Annotated in this window: 20 protein-coding genes; 9 read left to right on the top strand and 11 right to left on the bottom strand. The window is 58.1% G+C overall.

The genetic code is table 11. From position 1 onward, the window contains the following. Nucleotides 1–63 precede the first annotated feature (63 nt). From odhB to sdhC, 6 genes are all read right to left on the bottom strand, one after another. Entirely contained in the window at nt 64–1,287 is a 1,224-nt protein-coding gene (odhB, locus tag BM300_RS22490; RefSeq protein WP_072345690.1) for a 2-oxoglutarate dehydrogenase complex dihydrolipoyllysine-residue succinyltransferase, read from the bottom strand. Nucleotides 1,288–1,330: 43 nt separating this feature from the next. Next, nucleotides 1,331–4,162 carry a 2-oxoglutarate dehydrogenase E1 component gene (locus tag BM300_RS22485; protein WP_092147827.1) on the bottom strand — a complete coding sequence of 944 codons (2,832 nt, stop codon included), beginning with the start codon at nt 4,160–4,162 and terminating at the stop codon, nt 1,331–1,333. A 262-nt stretch (nt 4,163–4,424) separates the two neighbouring features. After that, the gene (locus BM300_RS22480; protein WP_003204434.1) at nt 4,425–5,129 is read right to left on the bottom strand and encodes a succinate dehydrogenase iron-sulfur subunit; all 705 of its coding nucleotides are present in this window, start codon (nt 5,127–5,129) and stop codon (nt 4,425–4,427) included. 11 nt (nt 5,130–5,140) lie between these two features. After that, on the bottom strand, nt 5,141–6,913 hold the full coding sequence (sdhA, locus tag BM300_RS22475) for a succinate dehydrogenase flavoprotein subunit (RefSeq protein ID WP_063324841.1): 1,773 nt from the start codon (nt 6,911–6,913) through the stop codon (nt 5,141–5,143). 3 nt (nt 6,914–6,916) lie between these two features. Continuing rightward, complete coding sequence (sdhD, locus tag BM300_RS22470) at nt 6,917–7,285, bottom strand: succinate dehydrogenase, hydrophobic membrane anchor protein (RefSeq protein WP_003204438.1); 369 nt, start codon at nt 7,283–7,285, stop codon at nt 6,917–6,919. Beyond that, nucleotides 7,279–7,653 (bottom strand): succinate dehydrogenase, cytochrome b556 subunit, encoded by a 375-nt coding sequence (sdhC, locus tag BM300_RS22465; RefSeq protein ID WP_024780620.1) that lies wholly within the window; start codon nt 7,651–7,653, stop codon nt 7,279–7,281. The genes sdhD and sdhC overlap by 7 nt, the downstream gene beginning before the upstream one ends. Before the next feature lie 365 nt (nt 7,654–8,018). Here sdhC and gltA point away from each other — a divergent pair, with 365 nt between their 5' ends. After that, nucleotides 8,019–9,308: a citrate synthase gene (gene gltA / locus BM300_RS22460; protein WP_092224685.1), complete on the top strand. Its 1,290-nt coding sequence runs from the start codon at nt 8,019–8,021 to the stop codon at nt 9,306–9,308. A 244-nt stretch (nt 9,309–9,552) separates the two neighbouring features. On the opposite strand, the gene BM300_RS22455 is transcribed toward gltA, so the two are convergent. The 3 genes from BM300_RS22455 to BM300_RS22445 form a co-directional block, all read right to left on the bottom strand. Beyond that, entirely contained in the window at nt 9,553–11,211 is a 1,659-nt protein-coding gene (locus BM300_RS22455; protein ID WP_063324840.1) for a cation acetate symporter, read from the bottom strand. Beyond that, nucleotides 11,208–11,519, bottom strand: coding sequence for a DUF485 domain-containing protein (locus tag BM300_RS22450; protein WP_003179217.1), 312 nt, complete (start codon nt 11,517–11,519; stop codon nt 11,208–11,210). The genes BM300_RS22455 and BM300_RS22450 overlap by 4 nt, the downstream gene beginning before the upstream one ends. 340 nt (nt 11,520–11,859) lie before the next feature. Then, complete coding sequence (locus BM300_RS22445) at nt 11,860–12,714, bottom strand: glycine betaine ABC transporter substrate-binding protein (protein ID WP_063324839.1); 855 nt, start codon at nt 12,712–12,714, stop codon at nt 11,860–11,862. A gap of 422 nt (nt 12,715–13,136) precedes the next feature. Between BM300_RS22445 and BM300_RS22440 the strand changes: the two genes are divergently transcribed. From BM300_RS22440 to BM300_RS22410, 7 genes are all read left to right on the top strand, one after another. Further along, entirely contained in the window at nt 13,137–14,435 is a 1,299-nt protein-coding gene (locus tag BM300_RS22440; protein ID WP_092224683.1) for an alpha/beta fold hydrolase, read from the top strand. Then, nucleotides 14,428–15,216 (top strand): MlaA family lipoprotein, encoded by a 789-nt coding sequence (locus BM300_RS22435; protein WP_092224681.1) that lies wholly within the window; start codon nt 14,428–14,430, stop codon nt 15,214–15,216. The genes BM300_RS22440 and BM300_RS22435 overlap by 8 nt, the downstream gene beginning before the upstream one ends. Before the next feature lie 472 nt (nt 15,217–15,688). Further along, nucleotides 15,689–16,963 (top strand): MFS transporter, encoded by a 1,275-nt coding sequence (locus BM300_RS22430; protein ID WP_092464076.1) that lies wholly within the window; start codon nt 15,689–15,691, stop codon nt 16,961–16,963. Between the two features lie 109 nt (nt 16,964–17,072). Then, nucleotides 17,073–18,269 carry a hypothetical protein gene (locus BM300_RS22425; protein ID WP_092464074.1) on the top strand — a complete coding sequence of 399 codons (1,197 nt, stop codon included), beginning with the start codon at nt 17,073–17,075 and terminating at the stop codon, nt 18,267–18,269. A gap of 12 nt (nt 18,270–18,281) precedes the next feature. After that, nucleotides 18,282–20,129, top strand: coding sequence for an aminotransferase class I/II-fold pyridoxal phosphate-dependent enzyme (locus BM300_RS22420; RefSeq protein WP_092147815.1), 1,848 nt, complete (start codon nt 18,282–18,284; stop codon nt 20,127–20,129). Continuing rightward, the gene (locus BM300_RS22415) at nt 20,122–20,790 is read left to right on the top strand and encodes a formyl transferase (protein ID WP_092348798.1); all 669 of its coding nucleotides are present in this window, start codon (nt 20,122–20,124) and stop codon (nt 20,788–20,790) included. Before BM300_RS22420 ends, BM300_RS22415 begins: the two co-directional genes overlap by 8 nt. After that, the gene (locus BM300_RS22410; protein ID WP_256575855.1) at nt 20,777–21,676 is read left to right on the top strand and encodes a Cof-type HAD-IIB family hydrolase; all 900 of its coding nucleotides are present in this window, start codon (nt 20,777–20,779) and stop codon (nt 21,674–21,676) included. Before BM300_RS22415 ends, BM300_RS22410 begins: the two co-directional genes overlap by 14 nt. A 3-nt stretch (nt 21,677–21,679) precedes the next feature. Here BM300_RS22410 and BM300_RS22405 read toward each other — a convergent pair whose 3' ends face one another. Next, nucleotides 21,680–22,594: a DUF808 domain-containing protein gene (locus BM300_RS22405; RefSeq protein ID WP_092464068.1), complete on the bottom strand. Its 915-nt coding sequence runs from the start codon at nt 22,592–22,594 to the stop codon at nt 21,680–21,682. A 131-nt stretch (nt 22,595–22,725) separates the two neighbouring features. On the opposite strand from BM300_RS22405, the gene BM300_RS22400 reads away from it, so the two are divergent. Next, a complete protein-coding gene (locus tag BM300_RS22400) occupies nt 22,726–23,331 on the top strand; it encodes a TetR/AcrR family transcriptional regulator (RefSeq protein WP_014339596.1) in 606 nt (201 codons plus the stop codon). A 129-nt stretch (nt 23,332–23,460) separates the two neighbouring features. On the opposite strand, the gene BM300_RS22395 is transcribed toward BM300_RS22400, so the two are convergent. Next, nucleotides 23,461–23,901, bottom strand: a complete 441-nt coding sequence (locus tag BM300_RS22395) for a GlcG/HbpS family heme-binding protein (RefSeq protein ID WP_092147803.1) — start codon at nt 23,899–23,901, stop codon at nt 23,461–23,463. Nucleotides 23,902–24,078 lie beyond the last annotated feature (177 nt).

The following is a 24,078-nucleotide window of genomic DNA, read 5'->3' as shown; positions in this document are numbered from 1 at the left end:
TGGGACGAAACCGGTTGTTTCAGCAAGAGGCCGGTCACAACAGACCGGCCCTCGCGGCGAAAATCAGATATCCAGCAGCAAACGAGCCGGATCTTCAAGCAGGTTCTTGATGGTTACCAGGAACGTCACGGCTTCTTTACCGTCGATCAGGCGGTGATCGTAGGACAGTGCCAGGTACATCATCGGACGAATCACGACCTGACCATTGATCGCCATAGGACGCTGCAGAATGTTGTGCATGCCCAGGATAGCCGCTTGCGGCGGGTTGACGATCGGGGTCGACATCATCGAACCGAATGTACCACCGTTGGTGATGGTGAACGTACCGCCGGTCATCTCTTCGATGGACAGCTTGCCGTCACGGGCCTTCTTGCCGAAGGTGGCGATGCCGCCTTCGATTTCGGCCAGGCTCATCAGTTCGGCGTTACGCAGTACTGGAACCACCAGGCCACGGTCGCTGGAAACAGCAACACCGATATCGGCGTAGCCGTGGTAGACGATGTCCGAACCGTCGATCGACGCGTTGACGGCCGGGAAGCGTTTCAGCGCTTCGGTGGCAGCCTTGACGAAGAACGACATGAAGCCCAGGCGTACGCCGTTGTGGGACTTCTCGAACAGATCCTTGTACTTCGAACGCAGGGCCATGACTTCGGTCATGTCGACTTCGTTGAAGGTGGTCAGCATCGCCATGTTCGACTGGGCTTCGACCAGACGCTTGGCCACGGTAGCGCGAACGCGGGTCATCGGAACGCGTTTTTCAACACGGTCACCGGCAGCGAACACTGGCGCGGCAGCGGCAGGCGCAGCAGCCTTGGCCGGAGCAGCGGCTGGCGCGGCTTTCTTGGCGGCAACGGCGGCAACCACGTCTTCCTTGGTCACGCGACCACCCTTGCCGGTGCCGGCAACGGAGGCGATGTTGATGCCGTTCTCTTCGGCGATCTTGCGCGCGGCCGGGGCAGCGACTGGATCGTCTTCGCCATCGGCAGCTGGAGCAGCGGCCTGGGCAGCGGCAGGCGCAGCGGCGGCGGCCGGAGCAGCGGCAGCAGCGCCGCCCTCTTCGATCGAGCCCAGTACCTGGTTGGACAGGACGGTAGCGCCCTCTTCGGCAACGATTGCGCCAAGCACGCCGTCAGCTTCGGCCAACACTTCCAGAACGACTTTGTCGGTCTCGATGTCGACGATCAGGTCATCACGCTTTACAGCTTCGCCTGGTTTCTTATGCCAAGTGGCAACGGTGCCATCGGCAACCGATTCCGGGAATGACGGGGCTTTGATTTCGATAGCCATTATCTGTGGGTCCTTAAAATTCGGTTTCAGTCAGCACGAAGGCTTAAACAGTGAAAGCATCTTGCAGCAGTTTTTCCTGCTGCTCGGCGTGCATCGACGCATAACCACACGCAGGTGCAGCGGACGCATCACGACCGGCATATTCAAGACCCAGGGCCTTGTTATGGTTGCCGATGCTGCGACGCAGGTGATGCTGGCTGCTGTACCACGCGCCTTGGTTCATCGGTTCTTCCTGACACCACACCACATGGGTGAGGTTGGTGTAAGGCGCGATGGCCTCCATCAGGTCTTCTTCCGGGAACGGGTAAAGCTGCTCGATACGCACGATGGCGATGTCTTCGCGGCCTTCGGCACGACGTTTTTCCAGCAGGTCGTAGTAGACCTTGCCGCTGCACAGGACCAGGCGAGTCACCTTCGCCGCGTCCAGCGTGTCGATTTCCGAAATAACGGTCTGGAACGAGCCTTCGGCCAGATCCTCGAGCGTGGAGATCGCCAGCTTGTGACGCAGCAGCGACTTCGGTGTCAGCACGATCAGCGGCTTGCGCAGCGGACGGATGACCTGACGACGCAGCAGGTGGTAGATCTGTGCCGGCGTGGTCGGTACGCAGACCTGGACGTTGTGCTCGGCACACAGTTGCAGGTAACGCTCCAGACGTGCCGAAGAGTGCTCCGGCCCCTGCCCTTCATAACCGTGTGGCAACAGCATGGTCAGACCGCAGAGACGGCCCCACTTGTGCTCGCCGCTGGTGATGAACTGGTCGACCACCACCTGGGCACCGTTGGCGAAGTCGCCGAACTGGGCTTCCCAGATCACCAGCGCATTCGGCTCGGTGGTGGAGTAGCCATATTCGAACGCCAGGACGGCTTCCTCGGACAGCAACGAATCGTACAGGTCGAAACGTGGCTGGCCCTTGTACAGGTGTTGCAGCGGGATGTAGGTGCTGGCGTCTTTCTGGTTGTGCAGCGCCGCGTGGCGGTGCGAGAAAGTGCCGCGGCCTACGTCCTGGCCGGTGATGCGAACCGGGTGGCCTTCGAACGCCAGGGTCGCGTACGCCATGGTTTCAGCGTAACCCCAGTTGATCGGCAGGCCGCCGGCTTGCATCTTCTGCCGGTCTTCGTAGATTTTCGCGACCTGGCGCTGAACCACGAAGCCGTCCGGGATTTCCAGCAGCTTGGCGGACAGTTCCTGCAGGGTCTTGAGGTCGAAACGGGTGTCGTGACGCGCGGTCCAGGCGTGGCCCAGGTATGGACGCCAGTCCACGAACAGCTCTTTGTTCGGCTCTTTGACCAGGCTTTTTACAACGTGCAGGCCATTGTCCAGGGCGTTGCGGTATTCATCGACTTTTTCCTGGACGCGCTCGGCATCCAGAACACCGCCCTGGGTCAGGCGCTCGGCATACAGCTCACGGGTGGTGCGCTGCTTGGCGATCTGCTGGTACATCAACGGCTGGGTGCCGCTTGGCTCGTCGGCCTCGTTGTGGCCGCGACGACGGTAGCAGACCAGGTCGATGACCACGTCGCGCTTGTACTGCATGCGGTAGTCGATGGCCAACTGGGTCACGAACAGTACGGCTTCCGGGTCATCGCCATTCACATGGAGAATCGGCGCCTGGATCATTTTCGCAACGTCGGTCGCGTACTCGGTGGAACGCGAGTCTTCCGGGTTGCTGATGGTGAAACCGACCTGGTTGTTGATCACGATGTGCACGGTGCCGCCGGTCTTGAAACCGCGGGTCTGCGACATCTGGAAGGTTTCCATGACCACGCCCTGACCGGCGAATGCCGCGTCACCGTGGATGGAAATCGGCAGCACCTTCTCGCCGGTCGGATCGTTGCGACGATCCTGGCGAGCGCGGACCGAACCCTCGACCACCGGGGAAACGATTTCCAGGTGAGACGGGTTGAACGCCATGGCCAGGTGGACTTCGCCACCTGTGGTCATCACGTTGGACGAGAAGCCCTGGTGGTATTTCACGTCACCGGAACCCAACTCGACCTTCTTCTTGCCTTCAAACTCGTCGAACAGCTCGCGCGGGTTCTTGCCGAAGGTGTTGACCAGTACGTTCAGGCGGCCACGGTGGGCCATGCCGATGACGACTTCCTTGGTGCCGTAGGAACCGGAACGCTGGATCAGCTCGTCGAGCATCGGAATCAGACTTTCGCCGCCTTCCAGGCCGAAACGCTTGGTACCCGGGTACTTGGTGCCCAGGTATTTCTCCAGGCCTTCACCGGCGGTGACGCGCTCGAGCAAGTGGCTCTTGATGTCGGCGGAGTACGTCGGACGGCCACGAACGCTTTCCAGACGCTGCTGGAACCACTGGCGCTGCTCGGAATCGGTGATGTGCGTAAATTCAGCGCCGATGGTGCGGCAATATGTCTGCTGCAACGCTTCGTGAATTTCGCGTAGGCTCGCTTCCTCTTTGCCGATGAACAGGTCGCCGGCACGGAAGGTCGTATCAAGGTCGGCATTGGTCAAGCCGTAATGAGTGATCGACAGGTCTGCAGGTGCAGGACGCTGCCACAGCCCCAGCGGGTCAAGCTGGGCTGCCTGGTGGCCACGCATCCGGTAGGCCTGGATCAGTCGCAATACTTCAACTTGCTTCTTCTCGTGTTCGGAGCTCACGCTGCCGGCAGATACCGGTTGAGCGCGGCGCTGGTTCTTTGCCAGCAACACGAAATGATCGCGAATCGTCGAGTGCGAAACATCAGTGGCAGAATTACCGTCGGCCGGTAGCTTCTGAAAGTAGGTGCGCCATTCTTCTGGCACAGCGTTAGGGTCGTGCAGGTAGAGCTCGTAAAGCTCTTCCACATAGGCAGCGTTACCACCGGAAAGGTGGGCACTGTTCCACATGCGCTGCATCACGCTTTCTTGCATGCTTGGTCACCCTCGATTAGGGGAACACCACCGGCGAAAACACCGAGCAAACTTGCAGAAGTCCGAGTGCAGCGACTAAAACAAGCCACTTAGGATCACGCTGATAGTCCGGGTACCAGCCCGGATGCCCCTGCTTGTCTCATTTCTTCAAAATAAGAACCGCCGCTTTGTGAGCGGCTGTTCTGGTTATAGCCAAGACGCGGGTTGAAGCCCGCGCCCTGGCCTTTACGGGTACAACGGTCCTACGGGTACAGCAGCTGAATCAAACGCCGCTTTGCAGCAGCATGTTACGAATGTGACCGATGGCCTTAGTCGGGTTCAGGCCTTTCGGGCAGACGTTGACGCAGTTCATGATCCCGCGGCAGCGGAATACGCTGAACGGGTCATCCAGCGAAGCCAGGCGCTCGGACGTCTTGGTGTCACGGCTGTCTGCCAGGAAGCGGTACGCTTGCAGCAGGGCGGCCGGGCCCAGGAACTTGTCCGGGTTCCACCAGAAGGATGGGCACGAGGTCGAGCAGCAAGCGCACAGGATGCACTCGTACAGACCGTCGAGCTTCTCACGCTCTTCAGGAGTCTGCAGACGCTCGATGGCCGGAGCCGGCGTGTCGTTCTGCAGGAATGGCTTCACCTTCTCGTATTGCTTGTAGAAGATGCTCATATCGACGACCAGGTCACGGATAACCGGCAAACCTGGCAGCGGACGAACGATCAGCTTGTTGCCCTTGACCACGGCCGACAGCGGCGTGATGCAGGCCAGGCCGTTCTTGCCGTTGATGTTCATGCCGTCGGAGCCGCAAACGCCCTCACGGCAGGAACGACGGTAGGAGAAACCTTCGTCCTGTTCCTTGATCAGGGCCAGCACGTCCAGCACCATCAGGTCTTTACCACCGGTATCGACCTGGAAGTCCTGCATGAACGGCGCAGCGTCCTGATCAGGGTTGTAGCGATAAACACTGACTTGCAACATAGCGGTCACCCTTAATAAGTCCGGACTTTTGGTTCGAAAGTCGGAACAGTCTTCGGCGAGAAGTTCACGGCACGCTTGGCGACGCGTTTTTCACCCGGGAAGTACAAGGTGTGGCACAGCCAGTTTTCGTCGTCACGGTCTTCGAAGTCTTCGCGGGCGTGGGCGCCACGGGACTCTTTACGCACTTCTGCGGCGATGGCGGTGGCTTCGGCCACTTCCAGCAGGTTCTGCAACTCCAGCGCTTCGATACGGGCAGTGTTGAACGCCTGCGACTTATCGTTGATCTTCACGTTGGCGATTCGTTCACGCAATTGCGCCAGCTGGGCAATACCCTTCTGCATGTATTCGCCGGTACGGAATACACCGAAGTAGTTCTGCATGCAGTTTTGCAACTCGCGACGCAGGGTCGCCACGTCTTCGCCTTCGGTACGCTCGTTCAGGGCGGACAGACGCGCCAAGGCGGCTTCGATGTTGGCGTCGGTGGCATCGTCATATTCGATACCGTCGGAGAGGGCTTTTTCCAGGTGCAGGCCGGCAGCGCGACCGAAGACCACCAGGTCGAGCAACGAGTTGCCGCCCAGGCGGTTGGCACCGTGGACCGATACGCAAGCCACTTCACCCACTGCGAACAGGCCAGGGATGATTTCGTCCACGCCTTCGGCGTTCTGGGTGATTGCCTGGCCATGAATGTTGGTGGCAACGCCGCCCATCATATAGTGGCAGGTTGGAACCACTGGAACCGGCGCAACGACTGGATCGACGTGAGCGAAGGTCTTGGACAGTTCGCAGATGCCTGGCAGACGGCTGTGCAGCACTTCCTCGCCCAGGTGGTCGAGCTTGAGCATCACGTGGTCGCCATTCGGACCGCAACCGTTGCCAGCGATGATTTCTTTAACCATCGAACGGGCAACCACGTCACGACCGGCAAGGTCCTTGGCGTTCGGAGCATAGCGCTCCATGAAACGCTCGCCGTGCTTGTTGATCAGGTAACCACCTTCGCCACGGCAACCTTCGGTCACCAGTACACCGGCGCCGGCGATGCCGGTCGGGTGGAACTGCCACATTTCGATGTCTTGCACCGGCACGCCAGCGCGCAGGGCCATGCCGACGCCGTCACCGGTGTTGATCAGGGCATTGGTGGTGGATGCGTAGATACGGCCTGCACCGCCGGTCGCCAGTACGGTGGCCTTGGCGCGGATGTAGGTGGTTTCGCCGGTTTCGATGCAGATCGCGATCACACCGACGAAGGCGCCGTCCTGGTTCTTCACCAGGTCAACGGCGTAGTACTCGTTCAGGAACGTGGTACCGGCTTTCAGGTTGCCCTGGTACAGGGTGTGCAGCAGCGCGTGACCGGTACGGTCGGACGCCGCGCAAGTACGCGCAGCCTGGCCGCCCTTGCCGTAGTCCTTGGACTGGCCACCGAATGGACGCTGATAGATACGACCTTGCTCGGTACGCGAGAATGGCATACCCATGTGGTCCAGTTCGAACACCGCGGCCGGGCCTTCCTGACACATGTATTCGATAGCGTCCTGGTCACCGATGTAGTCGGAACCCTTGACGGTATCGTACATGTGCCAGCGCCAGTCATCGTTCGGGTCGGCCGAAGCGATGGCGCAGGTGATGCCGCCCTGGGCGGAAACAGTGTGCGAACGGGTCGGGAAAACCTTGGTGATCACGGCAGTCTTGTGACCGCCCTGTGCCAGCTGCAGCGCTGCGCGCATGCCGGCACCGCCGCCACCAATGATGATAGCGTCGAAAGAAATCGTTGGAATGTTAGCCATGGATCAGATACCCCAGAGAATCTGCACACCCCAGACGAAGTAAGCGAACATCGCAACGCCGCATACTGCCTGGAAGAGGAAACGTACGGCAGTCGCCGACTTGCCGAACGCCATTGGCGTCAGGTAGTCGGTCGCGATGGTCCACATGCCGACCCAGGCGTGAGCGCCTAGTGCGACAAGTGCCAGCAGACTGAAGATACGCATCCAGTTGTTTGCGAACAGTTCATGCCATTGGGCGTAGCCCAGGCCTGGGTTTGCTACGACATATCCGATCAGGAAGATGAAGTAAGCCGCGAGAACGACCGCAGACACACGCTGGGCCATCCAGTCATAGAGGCCCGAACGCGAAAGGTTCGTGACGTTGGTTACCATATCCAAACTCCTGCCAGAACGATTACCACCACGGAAACGGCGATAACGATTTTCGAGCCCAGCTTGCCGCCTTCCAGCGTCTCACCGATGCCCATGTCCATGATCAAGTGGCGCACACCGGCAACCAAGTGATACAGCAAGGCGGACAGGATGCCCCAAATCACTAGCTTGGCTAGCGGACTGGTCAGACACGCTTTCACCTGACCGAAGCCTTCTTCCGAATCGAGCGACTTGTCCAATGCATAAAGCATGATGGCCAGGCTGACGAAGAGGATGACACCGGAAATACGGTGAAGAATGGACGTGTAAGCAGTGACTGGGAGTTTGATGGTCCTTAGGTCTAGGTTTACAGGTCGTTGGCTTTTCACGGCTTTTTTTTCACACTGAAGAGCCCCTAACAATCAGGGCAAAGTTGTTGGGGCGCGCACTGGTCAGGTACTCACCACCCAGGGAGTGACGACCCCCAAGAAAGCAGGCCCAAAAGCCCCTGGCGGTCGGTGGCCGAGTATAGACAGTTAGGCTACTAATGACAACGCGTTCACCTTCCCCTAATAGCGCATTGCACATACGGCGCAAAAGGCGTAAACGGCAGGTAATTTCGCGGAAAAAGTCCGGTTAAAGCCTTCTGGAGCAAGACTTTAGGCAAATTGACATTCGGATTTATCTCACTATAGTGGTGCGGGCCCTGCGTGGGGGGTCTGTCTGATGATTCCAAGCATTAATAGGAGGCCACATGGCTGACAAAAAAGCGCAGTTGATCATCGAGGGCGCAGCCCCCGTCGAGCTGCCCATTTTAACCGGCACCGTTGGTCCCGATGTAATCGACGTACGGGGCCTGACGGCCACGGGCCGTTTCACCTTTGACCCAGGTTTCATGTCGACCGCCTCGTGCGAGTCGAAAATCACCTATATCGACGGCGACAACGGCATCCTGCTGCACCGCGGCTACCCGATCGAGCAACTGGCTGAAAAATCGGACTACCTGGAAACCTGCTACCTGCTGCTCAATGGCGAGCTGCCAACCGCAGAGCAAAAGGCCCAGTTCGTCAGCACCGTGAAGAACCACACCATGGTTCACGAACAGTTGAAGACCTTCTTCAACGGCTTCCGTCGCGATGCCCACCCGATGGCCGTCATGTGCGGCGTTGTCGGCGCCCTTTCGGCCTTCTACCACGACTCCCTGGACATCAATAACCCCCAGCATCGCGAAATCTCCGCGATCCGCCTGGTGGCGAAGATGCCGACCCTGGCAGCCATGGTCTACAAGTACTCCATGGGCCAGCCCATGATGTACCCGCGCAACGACCTGACCTATGCAGAGAACTTCCTGCATATGATGTTCAACACCCCGTGCGAGATCAAACCGATCAGCCCGGTGCTCGCCAAGGCCATGGACCGGATCTTCATCCTCCATGCCGACCACGAGCAGAACGCCTCCACGTCCACCGTGCGCCTGGCGGGTTCCTCGGGCGCCAACCCGTTCGCCTGTATCGCCGCCGGTATCGCCGCACTCTGGGGCCCAGCCCACGGCGGTGCCAACGAAGCGGTACTGACCATGCTCGATGAAATCGGCGATGTCTCGAACATCGACAAGTTCATCGCCAAGGCCAAGGACAAGAACGATCCGTTCAAGCTGATGGGCTTCGGTCACCGGGTCTACAAGAACCGCGACCCTCGCGCCACCGTGATGAAGCAGACCTGCGACGAAGTGCTCAAGGAACTGGGAATCACGAACGATCCGCAACTCGAACTGGCCATGCGCCTGGAAGAGATCGCCCTGACCGACCCGTACTTCATCGAGCGCTCGCTGTACCCGAACGTCGACTTCTACTCGGGGATCATCCTCAAGGCGATCGGCATTCCAACCAGCATGTTCACCGTGATCTTCGCCCTGGCGCGGACCGTGGGCTGGATCTCCCACTGGAAGGAAATGCTCTCCAGCCCGTACAAGATCGGCCGCCCACGCCAGCTGTACACCGGCTACGAGTCGCGTGATATCACCAAGCTGGAAGATCGCAAGTAAGACCTGCCTTTGCAACAAGGTCTCAAGCTGCACCGAAACGGCCCCTGCTTCTTATATAAGAGCGGGGGCTGTTTTGTTTGTGCCTCTTTTCATCTGATCCAGAAGCGGCATTGATAGGCCCGACGCCATCGCGAGCAAGCTCGCGATGGCGGCAGCCCTGCCCCCCCTTAAACCCGGCACAAAAAAATACCCCAGCCTCTCGACCGGGGTATTTCTTCAATCACGACGCTTACTGCTTACCGCATCAGTGGTTAACCGCCCCACTCGCCCCCAAACCAGTCTGCGAACGCACGAACTGCGGGAAGAACAGCGCCCGCTCGTTTGCACCTTCAGCCGACTTGTCGGTAATGGAGAAGAACCAGATGCCGACGAAGGCGATGGCCATCGAGAACAGCGCAGGGTATTCATACGGGAAGATCGCCTTCTCGTGACCCATGATCTGCACCCAGATGGTCGGGCCGAGGATCATCAGGCCCACGGCACTGACCAGGCCCAGCCAGCCGCCAATCATGGCGCCACGGGTAGTCAGCTTCTTCCAGTACATCGAAAGCAGCAGTACCGGGAAGTTGCAGCTCGCCGCGATGGAGAACGCCAGGCCGACCATGAACGCGATGTTCTGCTTCTCGAACAGGATACCCAGGGTGATCGCCAGCACCGCCAGGGCAATGGTGGTGATTTTCGAGACGCGGATCTCATCCTTCTCGTTGACCCTGCCTTTCCTGATCACGCTGGCATACAGGTCATGGGACACCGCCGAGGCACCGGCCAAGGTCAGACCCGCGACTACCGCCAGGATGGTGGCAAAGGCTACCGCCGAGATGAAGCCGAGGAAGATGCTGCCGCCCACGGCATTGGCCAGGTGCACCGCCGCCATGTTGTTACCGCCGAGCAAGGCACCTGCCGCGTCCTTGAAGGCCGGGTTGGTGCTGACCAGCAGGATCGCGCCGAAGCCGATGATGAAGGTCAGGATGTAGAAGTAACCGATGAAGCCGGTGGCATACAGCACGCTCTTGCGCGCTTCCTTGGCGTCGCTCACGGTGAAGAAGCGCATCAGGATGTGTGGCAGGCCAGCGGTACCGAACATCAGCGCCAGACCGAGGGAGAAGGCCGAGATCGGATCCTTCACCAGGCCGCCAGGGCTCATGATCGCCTCACCCTTAGGGTGAACCTTGACCGCTTCGGCAAACAGCATGTTGAAGTCAAAGTTGACGTGCTTCATCACCATCAGCGCCATGAACGAAGCACCCGACAGCAACAGCACCGCCTTGATGATCTGTACCCAGGTGGTGGCCAGCATGCCGCCGAACAACACGTAGAGGCACATCAGGATGCCCACCAGGATCACCGCAACGTGGTAGTCCAGGCCGAACAGCAGCTGGATCAGCTTGCCGGCACCGACCATTTGCGCGATCAGGTAGAACGCCACCACCACCAGCGAGCCGCTGGCGGACAGACTGCGGATCTGGGTTTGCCCGAGGCGATAGGACGCCACGTCGGCAAAAGTGTATTTACCCAGGTTACGCAGGCGCTCAGCGATCAGGAACAGAATGATCGGCCAGCCCACCAGGAACCCGATGGAGTAGATCAGACCGTCATAACCGGAGGTGAACACCAGCGCGGAAATGCCCAGGAAAGACGCCGCCGACATGTAGTCGCCAGCAATTGCCAGGCCGTTCTGGAAGCCGGTGATCTTGCCGCCGGCCGCATAGTAGTCGGCCGCCGAGTTGTTTTTCTTGGACGCCCAGTAGGTGATGTACAAAGTCGCGCCGACGAAGGCAACGAACATCAGGATCGCCGCGACGTTAAGGGGTTGCTTCTGCACGGCACCGGTCAGGGCTTCAGCCGCCCAGGCGCCCGGGGCGAACGCTGCGATGCTCAATAGGGCCAATAGACGCCGGATCATTGCTGAGCCTCCTTGAGAATCGCATTGTTCAGGTCGTCGAACTCGCCGTTGGCGCGCCGTACGTAGATTGCAGTCAGAACGAAAGCCGAGAGAATCAGGCCGACACCGATGGGAATACCCCAGGTCATGGTGGACTCAGGCGTGATCTTGGCCCCGAGAATGTGTGGCCCGTAGGCGATCAGAAGAATGAAGCCGGAATACAACCCAAGCATGATCGCCGAGAGAATCCAGGCGAACTTTTCTCTTTTTCGAACCAGCTCCTTGAAGCGCGGGCTGTTTTGAATCGAGAGGTAAATGCTGTCGTTCATTGTTTTTATCCTCGCAGCACAGATTTAATTGGAACAGCCCTACTCTATGCGGCTCAAGGCCAGGTTCCAGACGACCTTAGTATTAGAACGACATGACGCTTTACCAGTTTCCCGCGTTTACTTGTGCCCCCCTATGGGAGCGAGCCCCTGTGGGAGCAAGGCTTGCCCGCGATGCAGGCACCTCGATTGAACTTGAGACCTAGGCGATGCTATCGCGGGCAAGCCTTGCTCCCACAGACCTTGCTCCCACCGGGCTCGGTGTAGAACTCAGGAATTGCGGGCACAAAAAAACCGCATGACACAACGCCATGCGGTTTTCGAGCCAGCTAAACCCGGTGAGTTACTTGCCGGTCCACTCTTTTACACGGTCCGGGTGCTTGGCGACCCAGTCCTTGGCCGCTGCGTCCGGCTTAGCCCCTTCCTGGATCGCCAGCATGACTTCGCCGATCTCGTCTTTCGAAGCCCACTGGAACTTCTTCAGGAACTCGGCCACTTCCGGCGCCTTCGCGCCCAGTTCCTTGCTGCCGATGCTGTTTACAGTCTCAGCCGCGCCGTAGACGCCTTTCGGGTCTTCCAGGAAGCGCAGTTTCCACTTGGCGAACATCCAGTGCGGTACCCAACCGGTGACCGCGATGGATTCGTTTTTCTTCTCGGCACGGGTCAGCTCGGCAATCATGCCGGCACCGGAACTGGCCTTGAGTTGATAACCGGTCAGGTCGTAGTCCTTGATTGCCTGTTCGGTCTTGAGCATCACGCCTGAACCGGCATCGATGCCGACGATGCGCTTCTTGAAGGAGTCGTCGGTCTTGAGATCTTCGAGCGACTTGGCCTTGACGTACTCCGGCACGATCAGGCCGATTTTGGCGTCCTTGAAGTTCGGGCCATAATCGACCACTTGGTCCTTGTTCTTGGTCCAATAATCGCCGTGAGTCACCGGCAGCCAAGCCGAAAGCATCGCGTCGAGTTTGCCGGTGGCCACGCCTTGCCACATGATCCCGGTCGCGACCGCTTGCAGCTTCACGTCATAACCGAGTTTCTGCTTGATCACTTCGGCGGCCACGTGAGTGGTCGCGACGCTGTCGGACCAGCCGTCAACGTAACCGATGCTCAGGGTTTTGGTTTCGGCGCTAGCCAGTGTGGAGCTGATCGCCAGTACCAGTGCGGCACCTGCGCCCAAGAGTCGTCGCATCTTCATCGTTACTTCCCCGAAAGTGCTGCGCCCGGCGGATGCCGAGCGGCGTCAACGTATAGTTATGGTGGCAGCGCCCCCATCACGCCCGCTTAGAAACCGGCTCGAACGTCAGTGGAGTACTGACCTGTCGATCATCAACCCGCGCCGATCTGGAACCTGCTCTGCCTGCGACGTCGAGGCAACGAGAAACGACATCAGAACGCCAGCTCTCAGTTCCGGGCATTTGTAGCTCCATCACACATGAGATTTAGCAGTCAAATCCGGCAAACGCCAGATAACTAGCCGCCAGCACGCACGACCGTGTATCGTCCCGCTACTATCGCACCCCGTCCGTGCCTGTTTTGTGCCCGTCATGGCACTTGGCTCCGCTTCGGTGGTCATAGCCTGCGAACCTCATTCGGCACCTTCCTCTAAGGGATCCAGTCATGCTCCGTTCCTTGCGCTTCGCTGCCCTTCTCGGCGGCCTTATCCTGAGTGCGTCCGCGCTGGCGGCAGACATTGACGCCGCCAGCTATGGCTACCCCTTGACCAACCCGTTCGAAGCGACCATCGCCACCACTCCGCCGGACCTGCGCCCGGAGCTGCCGCTGATCGAAGACATCAATCAGGCGGACCACAGCCTGACCCTGCGCCCGGAACGCGAGTTCATCCTGCCGGACAACTTCTGGCCGGTGAAAAGCCTCACTTACCGCATGGCCACCCAGGACAAACCCGCGCCGCTGATCTTCCTCATCGCCGGCACCGGTGCGCGCTTTGACAGTAGCATTAATGAATACCTCAAGCGCCTCTACTACAAGGCCGGCTACCACGTGGTGCAGTTGTCCTCGCCCACCAGCTTCGACTTCATGAGCGCCGCCTCACGCTTTGCCACCCCGGGCATCAGCAAGGAAGACGCCGAAGACATGTACCGGGTGATGCAAGCCGTGCGCGCGCAGAACCCCAAGCTGCCAGTGACCGAGTATTACCTGACCGGCTACAGCCTCGGCGCCCTGGACGCGGCCTTCGTCGCACACCTGGACGAAACCCGGCGCAGCTTCAATTTCAAGAAAGTGCTGTTGCTCAACCCACCGGTGAACCTCTACACCTCGATCACCAACCTGGACAAACTGGTCCAGACCGAGGTCAAGGGCATCAACAGCACCACCACGTTCTACGAACTGGTACTGAACAAGCTGACGCGCTACTTCCAGCAAAAAGGCTACATCGACCTCAACGATGCGCTGCTCTATGACTTCCAGCAGTCCAAGCAACACTTGAGCAACGAGCAGATGGCCATGCTGATCGGCACCTCGTTCCGTTTCTCGGCGGCCGACATCGCGTTCACTTCGGACCTGATCAATCGGCGCGGGCTGATCATCCCGCCCAAGTTCCCGATTACCGAAAGCACCAGCCTGACGCCGTTCCTCAAGCGTGCGCTGCAATGCGATTTCGACTGTTACCTCACCGAGCAGGTGATTCCGATGTGGCGCGCGCGCACTGACGGCGGCAGCCTGTTGCAACTGGTCGACCAGGTCAGCCTGTACGCGCTGAAGGATTACCTGCACGACAGCCCGAAGATCTCCGTCATGCACAACGCTGACGACGTGATCCTCGGCCCGGGTGACCTGGGCTTCCTGCGCAAGACCTTTGGCGACCGCTTGACGGTTTATCCACTGGGCGGCCATTGCGGCAACATTAATTACCGCGTCAACAGCGACGCGATGCTGGAGTTCTTCCGTGGCTAAATATCTCCTGCTTATCGCTGCGTTAATGAGTGCTGGCCTGGTCCAGGCCGATAACAGCAAGGCCAATGCGCCTGTGGTGGTGGACTCCGACGGTTTCAAGGAGCCGTTGAGCAAGCTCAAGTTCAACCCGGGGCTGGACCAGCGTGAGTTCGAGCGCTCGACGCTCAATGCCTTGAACGTCTATGACCCGCTGGAATCCTGGAACCGCCGCGTCTACCACTTCAACTACCGCTTCGACCAATGGGTCTTCCTGCCGGTGGTCGATGGCTACCGCTACGTCACGCCCAGCTTCGTGCGCACCGGCGTCAGCAACTTCTTCAACAACCTGGGGGATGTGCCGAACCTGATGAACAGCCTGCTGCAATTCAAGGGCAAGCGTTCGATGGAAACCACAGCGCGCCTGCTGCTCAACACCACCGTCGGCATCGCCGGCCTGTGGGACCCGGCCACCGCCATGGGCCTGCCGCGCCAGAGCGAAGACTTCGGCCAGACCCTGGGCTTCTACGGCGTCCCTGGCGGCGCGTACTTCGTATTGCCGATCTTCGGCCCTTCGAACCTGCGCGACACCTCAGGCTTGTTGGTGGACTACACGGCCGAATCAGCGATCAACTACCTCAATGTCGCCGAAGTCAGCGCCAACCACCCGGAATTGCTGCTTCTGCGCGGCGTCGACAAACGCTACCAGACCAGCTTCCGCTACGGGCAACTGAACTCGCCGTTCGAGTATGAGAAGGTGCGCTACGTGTACACCGAGTCGCGCAAGTTGCAGATTTCCGAGTAATCCTTAAGGCCAACACGCCTGAGTCCGGCGTGTTGGCTGCTGTATCCCTGCGCAATGCCCCCTCCCGCCGACCTAATTTCTTCTGGTTCAACTTCGTTTAATGAAGACAACATGTGCGCGATTGCAGCGTCATGAGGTGCTCAACGACAGCAAATGTTCGATTGTGAATTTTTTATTAACATTTTGTGACACGTCGTGTAGGATTGGATCCAAAGAAAGGATGCAATACCGTGTTTAAGATCAAGGATCGATATGAAAAAATTCCTCTCCCCTCGCTGTGCATCACCAGATGCTTCGATCGGCAAACTTCGGTACACGCCTGCGCTTACTAAATAAAGTGACTGAGCACAACTGGCTCAGGAAACACTCTACAGCGCCCGCCCTTCGTTAAACTCCAGACACTCAAGTCTCGTCGTTTGCGTTTCGTTACCTCATTGTCATGCGCCAAGCATTACATCCAATGTGATTATTTATGCTCGCCTTCCAACTTGTCCGTTTTAAATACTATTTCTCATCGCTGCCATTCTTTATATGGATGCTGTTCATTGGCACCTTTCTGACGCGCGCTACGTCAATGATGGTTTGGCCATTCATTTCGATTGTTCTCTATACGCGGTTCGGTTTCAGCACTTCGACCATCGGCCTGATTCTGACTTGCTCTATCGCCCTCTCTTCGCTGGTCAGCTTCTACAGCGGGTATCTTTCCGACAAGATCGGGCGCCTCAAGATCATCCTGGTCGGTTGCGTAGTGGCGATGGTCTCCTACTTGCTGCTGGGTATCAGCACGCATGCCGAGGGCTACATCGCCGGAACACTGTTGGCCAATCTCTCCTGGGCCCTGGTCAACAATCCAATCAAGACGGTCATCGGTGATGTCATCGAGTCCTGTTCTCTGGTGGAACGTGCCATGCACCTGCGCTATTTCTTTCTCAATGCTGGGGCCGCCGTGGGCCCTTACTTCGGGCTCAAGCTTGGCATTTCCACGGATTCCCTGTCCTTTGTGCTGGTGACGGCCTCCTACCTGGCCCTGCTGGCGGGCGTCATGGTGTTCGGTCGCGGTATTACCCTGAAGGCCATCAACACCACCTCCTTGCGAAGTACCTTGCAGATCCTCTCCCGGGATCATGTGTTCCTCCTGCTCGTGATCAACAACATCGTCATGATGTTCATCTTCGGCAGCTTTGATTCCAGCGTGCCTCAATTGATGGCTTCGCTGGCGTTCGAGGGGTACCTGCCCTTTGTCGCCAATCTGATCGTGCTGCATGCCACCGTGATCGTGCTGCTTCAACTGCCACTGGCCAGGGTTCTGGCACAGGCAACATTAGAGACCAAGATCCATATCGGTTCTGTATTGCTGGTTTTAAGTCAGGCCGGCATGACACTGGCGGCACACTTTTATCAAGTGCAACTATTGTGGTACGGCGCGGTGCTGCTGCTGAGCCTTAGCCAGGCCCTACTGTTTCCATGTTTGAATCTTTTTGTCGACAGCCTGGCACCTCGAAACCTGAGAGGCGCTTACTTTGGCGCCGCGTCGCTTTACAGCATTGGCTTTTCCATGGCGCCCATTGTCGGAGGCTTTTTCATACAAGCGTTGAGCGGAACAGCGCTGTTTGTTTTCCTGACGGTGACCAGTCTCGTCATGGCCTTTACCTTCGCCACTATTTTCACCCGACTGCACCACCGCAACTTAACTAACGACAAACAGGGAACCCGCAGCACCGGCCAGGAACTCCCTATCGGCCAATAACGCCTGACGCATGCACCCGCCATTCTATTGAGGTCACTCACAATGACATCAGGCCTTTCTGCGCCTTGAAATTATGTTTTTAACTATGCAGCGCTCAACTGGAGTAAGAATGAACAAGGACGACTACGACATTATTTTATGTGGTGCGGGCCCGGCAAACATTTCATTGTTGCCTGACCTCATACAGAAGGAAGATATCCATCGGTGTTTGATTCTGGAGAAATCCAACACCTTGGGCAGCGGTGCGATCGGACAGTACCGCATTACCGCCAACTCTCTGGGCGGCGTTTTCCTGGAAAAGTTCCAGGGCAAGCAGGATGAACTCAGCCGATACATGCGTACCACGGCGGAATGGGCGTATTTCAGCGAACGACGTGACGAGGCGGTCGAGTTGCGCTACGTAGGACAGTTTCTGGAACACATCGGCGCCTTCGTCCAACAGCACAAGACGCTGTACAAGCGCTTCGAAGTATCGACCTTGTCCACCGTCGAAGAAATCCAACTGACCGGCGATGGGCGCTATACCGTGCGCTATACCGTTGACGGCCAAACCCGAGAGGCGCTGTGCAGGAAAGTCATGGTCAACCTGGGTGGACAAGTCAACAACGTCGCCTTGCCACACCCGAATGCCATCAATAGCGACGCCATGCTCAAAGGCCAATATGACGAGCAAATCAAGGCAGGCCAATACCCAAGCATTGCAATTCTGGGCTCATCCCATAGCGCCGTTTCCTGCCTGATCCGCCTGATTGAACAATTGGATTTTCAAGGCCCTATCCAACTGCTGGTCAAGCGTAACTTCAAGCTTTTCTTTGACTCCCCACAAGCGGCACTGGCTCAGGGCTACCCTTTTGTCGATGCGGATGTTTGCCAGGCCAGCCAGCGTGTCAATCGCTACTCTGGCCTTCGGTATGACTCGCTCGCGTTTGCTCGCAAGATCCAACGGGGAGAAATCCCCAACCTGACCGTTGTGAACATCAGCGCCGAGGGTCCCGAGACACTGCGCAAGCGCCTTGACTCGGTCGATCTGACGATCAAATGCACCGGTTTCAGCGCAACGCCAGTCCGACTGCTCGATATCGACGGCTCCCCTATCACGCTGCGCCAGGACGCCCACGGCCTGATCGTGGATCACCGGCTGAATCCCACCACGATATCGGATCGAACGCTAGAGAACTTCCACGCCTTCGGCTTGGGCGCCGGCATCAAGACCGGGGGTGACAGCGGCGGCGAGGAAAGCTTCAGCGGCCGGATAGACGGCGTGTGGATTTACCAGCACGTGGTGCCCCGACTCGCTTTTCATTAATAAGGACATTCAATGAACACTGGAACAGCCATTATTCTCTGCGCCGGACGCGGCAGCCGCTTGGCCAATCGCACCCGTCATATGCCCAAACCTCTGGTCAAGACCAACGACATCGCATTTATAGATAACGCGTTGAGCAATCTTCAACTGCATGGCGTCAAGCGGGTCGTGGTGGTAGTGGGTTATCAAGCCGAGATCATTACCGGGCACCTGAACAGCCTGGAGACCCTGCTGGATATCGAGTATGTGAATAACCCGGACTGGGAGACGACCAACAACATCTATTCGTTGTATCTGGCTCGCCAACACATCGGTCAGGACACACTCATCGTTGAAGGTGACATCTTTTTCTCCGAAGCCTGCCTGGAAAAACTGCTGCGAACGTCAAGCGATCTGGTTGCACTGGTCTCGCCGCTGGGGAAAAACATGGAGGGTACCTACGCCAACCTTTATGAGGGACAGCTCCAGAGTTTCGGCTCGACTAAAGATAGCGGTCATCAGGCGCAGGAGGAACAGTACAAGACCGTCAACTTATATCGGATAGGCTCCCCGCTGTTCGCCCAACACGTGCGCGAGCAACTCGAAGCCGAGGTCGCAGAAGGCAACCTGAACGCCTATTACGAAGACGTTTTCAAACAAGCATGCAAGACCGGAAAGTGGGACATCGAGGCCGCCGTGGTGCCTTCGACCGAATGGTACGAGGTCGACAACTATTATGACCTGACAGTGTGCAATTACATTTCCAGTCGGGATCGCCTAGCGTTTCTCCAGAGCCGCCACGGTGGCTACTGGCGCTACCCGGTCCTCGATTTCGCCCTGATCTATAATTTCCACTTTCCCCCCCAGCAGATGAAAGACCGGATCAAGGAAAACTTCGACGATATTCTCCTCAACTATCCTGGCGGCCGGAAACTCATTGAAGAGTCGCTGAGCGAATTCATAAGCGTCCCCGCCCGACACCTTTGCGTGGCCAATGGCGCAGCGGAAATCATCAAATTATTGCCCTCTGTGTATCCAGGCAAAGTGTTGGTCACTGTTCCGTCCTTCAACGAATACGCCAATGTTTTCGGTGAGGAGCGCACGCTCAGTCATCACACCCAGGCAGACCAAGGCTTCAATATCGATCTGGATGCCTTGTTGCAGACCTGTAGGAAAGAGCGCCCATCGGTCGTCGTCATCGAGTCGCCGAATAATCCGACCGGCTGCCTCACGCCAGCCGCAGCGCTCTCGGAACTGGCGAGCCAACTGGCTGAACTGGATATCGCGCTGATTGTCGACGAGTCGTTCCTGGACTTTTCGCCCAGCGCCGCAAACACCCTGCTGTCTTCGCTGGACCAGCACGCGAACCTTGTCGTTATTCGCAGCATGAGCAAGACATTCGGCATCGGGGGGATCCGTATCGGTTACCTCGCCAGTGCAAATCACGGCTTATTGGCACAGATCAACTCGCTACTGCCCATTTGGAATCTCAATGGCTTTGCCGAGGAAGTGTTGCTGCATCTGCCGCAATACAAACAGGAATACCTGGACAGCTGCCAGCAGGTCATCCGTGACACCCAGGCATTGCGCCAGGCGCTGGACGAAATCGAAGGCATCACAGCTTTTGCAACCGACTCCAACTTTGTGTATTGCCAGACCGAGCAGGTCCCGGCGCAAACCTTGTGCCGCCTTTTGCTTGAGCACAACCTTTACGTCAAGGAATGCTCTGGCAAGCGCAACACCGACTCAGACCACTACCTGAGAATTTCCTGCCGCACCCGCCAGGAAAACGCCCAACTCATAAGCGCCTTGAAATCGACCATGCAGGCACTGACGACACCGAGAAGTACACGCATGAAGAAGGAACTGTCCCATGCCTAAAAATGTAGTGATCTGCGGTAAGGGTGAACTGGCGATTTTTGCCTGTGAATACTTCAATGCCTCGTCCGAACACATCGTCGCTTATGTGGTTGCGGATCCGTTCGAGCCAGTGAGCAGCGAGCTCACGTTGATCCAGTACTGCCGTAACAAGAACATTCCCCTCATTGAAAGCGGCAAGATAGAAGACTTGCCTGGCTACAAGGAAGGTCTCTTTTCATGCGACCTGTGCCTGGTGATCTTCCACAAACGAATACTGCCTCGGGCCTACATCGACTGCTGCAAGCGCATCGTCAACCTGCACTTGTCGTACCTGCCCCATTATCGTGGGGTGCGGCCCGTCAACTGGGCGTTAAAGAACAACGAGCACCAACATGGGGTGACCCTTCATGAAATCAATGAAGGCATCGACGACGGCCCGATTCTCAACCAGGTGTCGTTCTGTATTTACCCGGAGTTCGAAGAAGTCATCGACACCTACAATCGGGCAATCGGCTACGCCCGCCAGTTGCTGATCGACACGCTGCCGTTGCTCGACAGGATTATCCCTGTTGAGCAACGTCACGAAGAGATGAGCATCTATTTCGAGAAGGATAACGCCCGATTGGAAGAACGGATGACGTTCACCCGCGAGCAGTCGCTGAAAATGCTTGGCCGACGTTGATCTACCGTGCCGAGCCACAGCCCTTGGTTGTGGCTCGGCAGCCTATTCGAGGAACACCATGTATTCATTGATTGCTACGGACCTGGACGGAACCTTGCTGATGCCCGGCGATACGCTGGGCAACTACACCCGGACGGTGATGCGCCATCTTTACGATGCCGGCCTGCATGTGGTGTTGGCAACAGGTCGCCAACAGGCCGACGTCGAGACGTTGCTCGACGACAGCTCGCCTCCCTTGCACCTGATCACCTCCAACGGCGCCAAGATCAGCAGCGCCTGTGGCGGATTGATGCGTTGCGAAGCGCTGCCTGACGACGTTGTCCAAGGGCTGATTGAAGAAGCCCGCCACAGCCCTGACCTGATCATCAACCTGTACGGTCCTTGCGGCTGGTTAATCGGCTGTGAGCATGATGTCAGCGACTTTAATCGCAACCCGCATTTCCAACCGACCGTGATCCGACCCGACACGTGGCCCACGGAAAACGTCGAAAAGGTGTTTTTCTTTCAGAAGGAAAAAGATCACCAGGCTTTACTGGCTTTGCAGAAGCGGCTGGAGCGGAAATTCGGAAACCGCATCAGCACGGTGTTCTCGTTTACCTGGTGCCTGGAAGTCATGGCCAGCGACGTTTGCAAGGGCCACGCCCTGAAACAGCTGGCCGCGTTTCTTGATGTCCCCATTGGCGCGTGCATCGCCTTTGGTGACGGCATGAATGACATTGGCATGCTCTCAGTGGCAGGCAAGGCGGTCATCATGGGAACCGCTCATCAAGACGTCACCCAGGCGCTGCCTGATGCGCAGATCATTGGCGCCTGCTGTGACGAAGCCGTGGCCCGATACCTCTCGAAACATGTGCTGCTGCCGATTCAATCGGTAGCGCAATCCTGAGGTTCAGGATCGTACCGCTTTCCAAAGCTTGGCCACGGCCATGACGCCCAGCAACACCACGCCACCGGCGACAATGCCCGCCACCGCATTGAGCAACATCGGCACGATAAACCCGGCACCGCCGACACTGGCAGCCACGCCTTCGATCCAGTGATGCACCACCGGCACGCCATGGGTCAGGATGCCACCGCCCACCAGGAACATCGCCGCCGTGCCGATCACCGACAGACTTTTCATCATGTAGGGCGCTGCACTCAGGATGGCGCCGCCGATGCTTTTGGCGGCCTGCCCTGGTTTCTGGGTCAACCAAAGCCCCAGGTCATCGAGCTTGACGATGCCGGCCACCAGGCCATAGACGCCAATGGTCATGACGATGGCGATGCCCGACAGGACGATCACCTGCTGGGTCAGTGCGGCGTCGGCAACGGTGCCGAGGGTGATGGCGATGATTTCCGCCGACAGGATGAAGTCGGTGCGTACCGCACCCTTGATCTTGTCCTTTTCAAAGGCCACCAGATCGACCGCCGGATCCGCCACGGCCTCGACCAGTTGCGCATGTTCAGCCTGGTCTTCGGCCGGGCTGTGGAGGAACTTGTGGGCCAGCTTTTCGAACCCTTCGAAACACAGGTAGGCGCCACCCACCATCAACAACGGCGTCACCAGCCAGGGCACGAAGGCGCTGATCGCCAGCGCCGACGGCACCAGGATCAACTTGTTGATAAACGAACCCTTGGCCACTGCCCAGACTACCGGCAGCTCCCGCTCGGCACGCACACCCGAGACTTGCTGGGCATTGAGCGCCAGGTCATCGCCGAGCACGCCGGCGGTTTTCTTGGCGGCCATCTTGGTCATCAGCGCGACATCGTCGAGCACGGTGGCGATATCGTCGATCAGTACCAGCAAACTGCTTCCAGCCATGGAGTGGGCTCCTTGAATAATAATGCCGTGCAGCATACCGCGAGCCGCGGCGCCTTGGGCATTCTTGAGCGCCGCGCGAGGCCGGTGCTACCATGCGCCACCGCCAGAACAGGCAAGGAACCCCTGGGTTTATGAGCACTATCCGCGAGCGCAACAAAGAATTGATCCTGCGTGCCGCCAGCGAAGAGTTTGCCGACAAGGGCTTCGCCGCGACCAAGACCAGCGACATCGCGGCCAAGGCGGGCCTGCCCAAACCCAACGTCTACTACTACTTCAAATCCAAGGAAAACCTCTACCGCGAGGTACTGGAAAGCATTATCGAGCCGATCCTCCAGGCCTCGACACCGTTCAACGCCGACGGCGTGCCCGGCGAGGTACTGAGTCATTACATCCGCTCCAAGATCCGCATTTCCCGCGACCTGCCCTTCGCCTCGAAAGTCTTCGCCAGCGAAATCATGCACGGCGCCCCCCACCTGAGCCCCGACCTGGTGGAACAACTCAACGCCCAGGCCCGGCACAACATCGACTGCATCCAGACCTGGATCGACCGTGGCCAGATCGCCCCCATCGACCCCAACCACCTGATGTTCAGCATCTGGGCCGCCACCCAGACCTATGCCGATTTCGACTGGCAGATCAGCGCCGTGACCGGCAAGGCCAAGCTGGATGAAGCGGATTACGAAGCGGCGGCGCAGACGATTATTCGGTTGGTGTTGAAGGGATGTGAGCCAGACTGAAGGCCGAGTCGCCTTCAATCGCAGCAAGCCCGCTCCCACACTGGGTTTGCGGTATTTAGACATTATGTGTCCAGCATCAAATCTGTGTGCGAGCTTGCTCGCGATGGCGCCAGTCAATTCACCAAAAAATCAAGCAACCACCCCCACATCCGCCCTCAACCGCAGCGCCTCCACCGCCCTGACCGCCACCTGCTCATCCACATCCGAAACATCACCACTGACCCCCATCGCCCCCAGCACCTTCCCATCCTGATCCCTGATCAATACCCCACCCGGGGCCGGTACCACGTTGCCCTGTCCTAACCCATTCAAAGCGGCAAAGAACGCCGGGCGTTGCTGGGCGTCCTGGGCGAGCAGGCGCGAGCCTTTACCCAGGGCGATGGCGCCCCAGGCCTTGCCGATGGCGATCTGCGGGCGAAGCAGGCTGGCGCCGTCTTCGCGCTGCAAGGCAACCAGGTGCCCGCCGCTGTCCAGGACCGCGACGGCCAGGGGTGCAGCGCTGATTTCACGACCGACGGCAAGGGCTTGCCCGGCCAGGTTAACGGCGATTTTCAAGGTTAGAACGCTCATGGGTACTGTCCTTCTTCTGTTATGGGAGAACCTTTCGGGCTTCACTTTCAGCAAAACCGAACACAACAAATAGAACACAACAATACATATTTTTGTATACAATAATTTCTCAAAAGGCACTTTAATCGATGAAGACCGCAGCAAAACCTGGCCTTCCGACGAATGAAACAGATGCTT

Source organism: Pseudomonas sp. NFACC46-3, assembly GCF_900114515.1.
GTDB lineage: Bacteria > Pseudomonadota > Gammaproteobacteria > Pseudomonadales > Pseudomonadaceae > Aquipseudomonas > Aquipseudomonas fluorescens_Q.
Note: the sequence above shows the minus strand (reverse complement) of the source record. Positions and strands in the feature narration are given on the sequence as shown.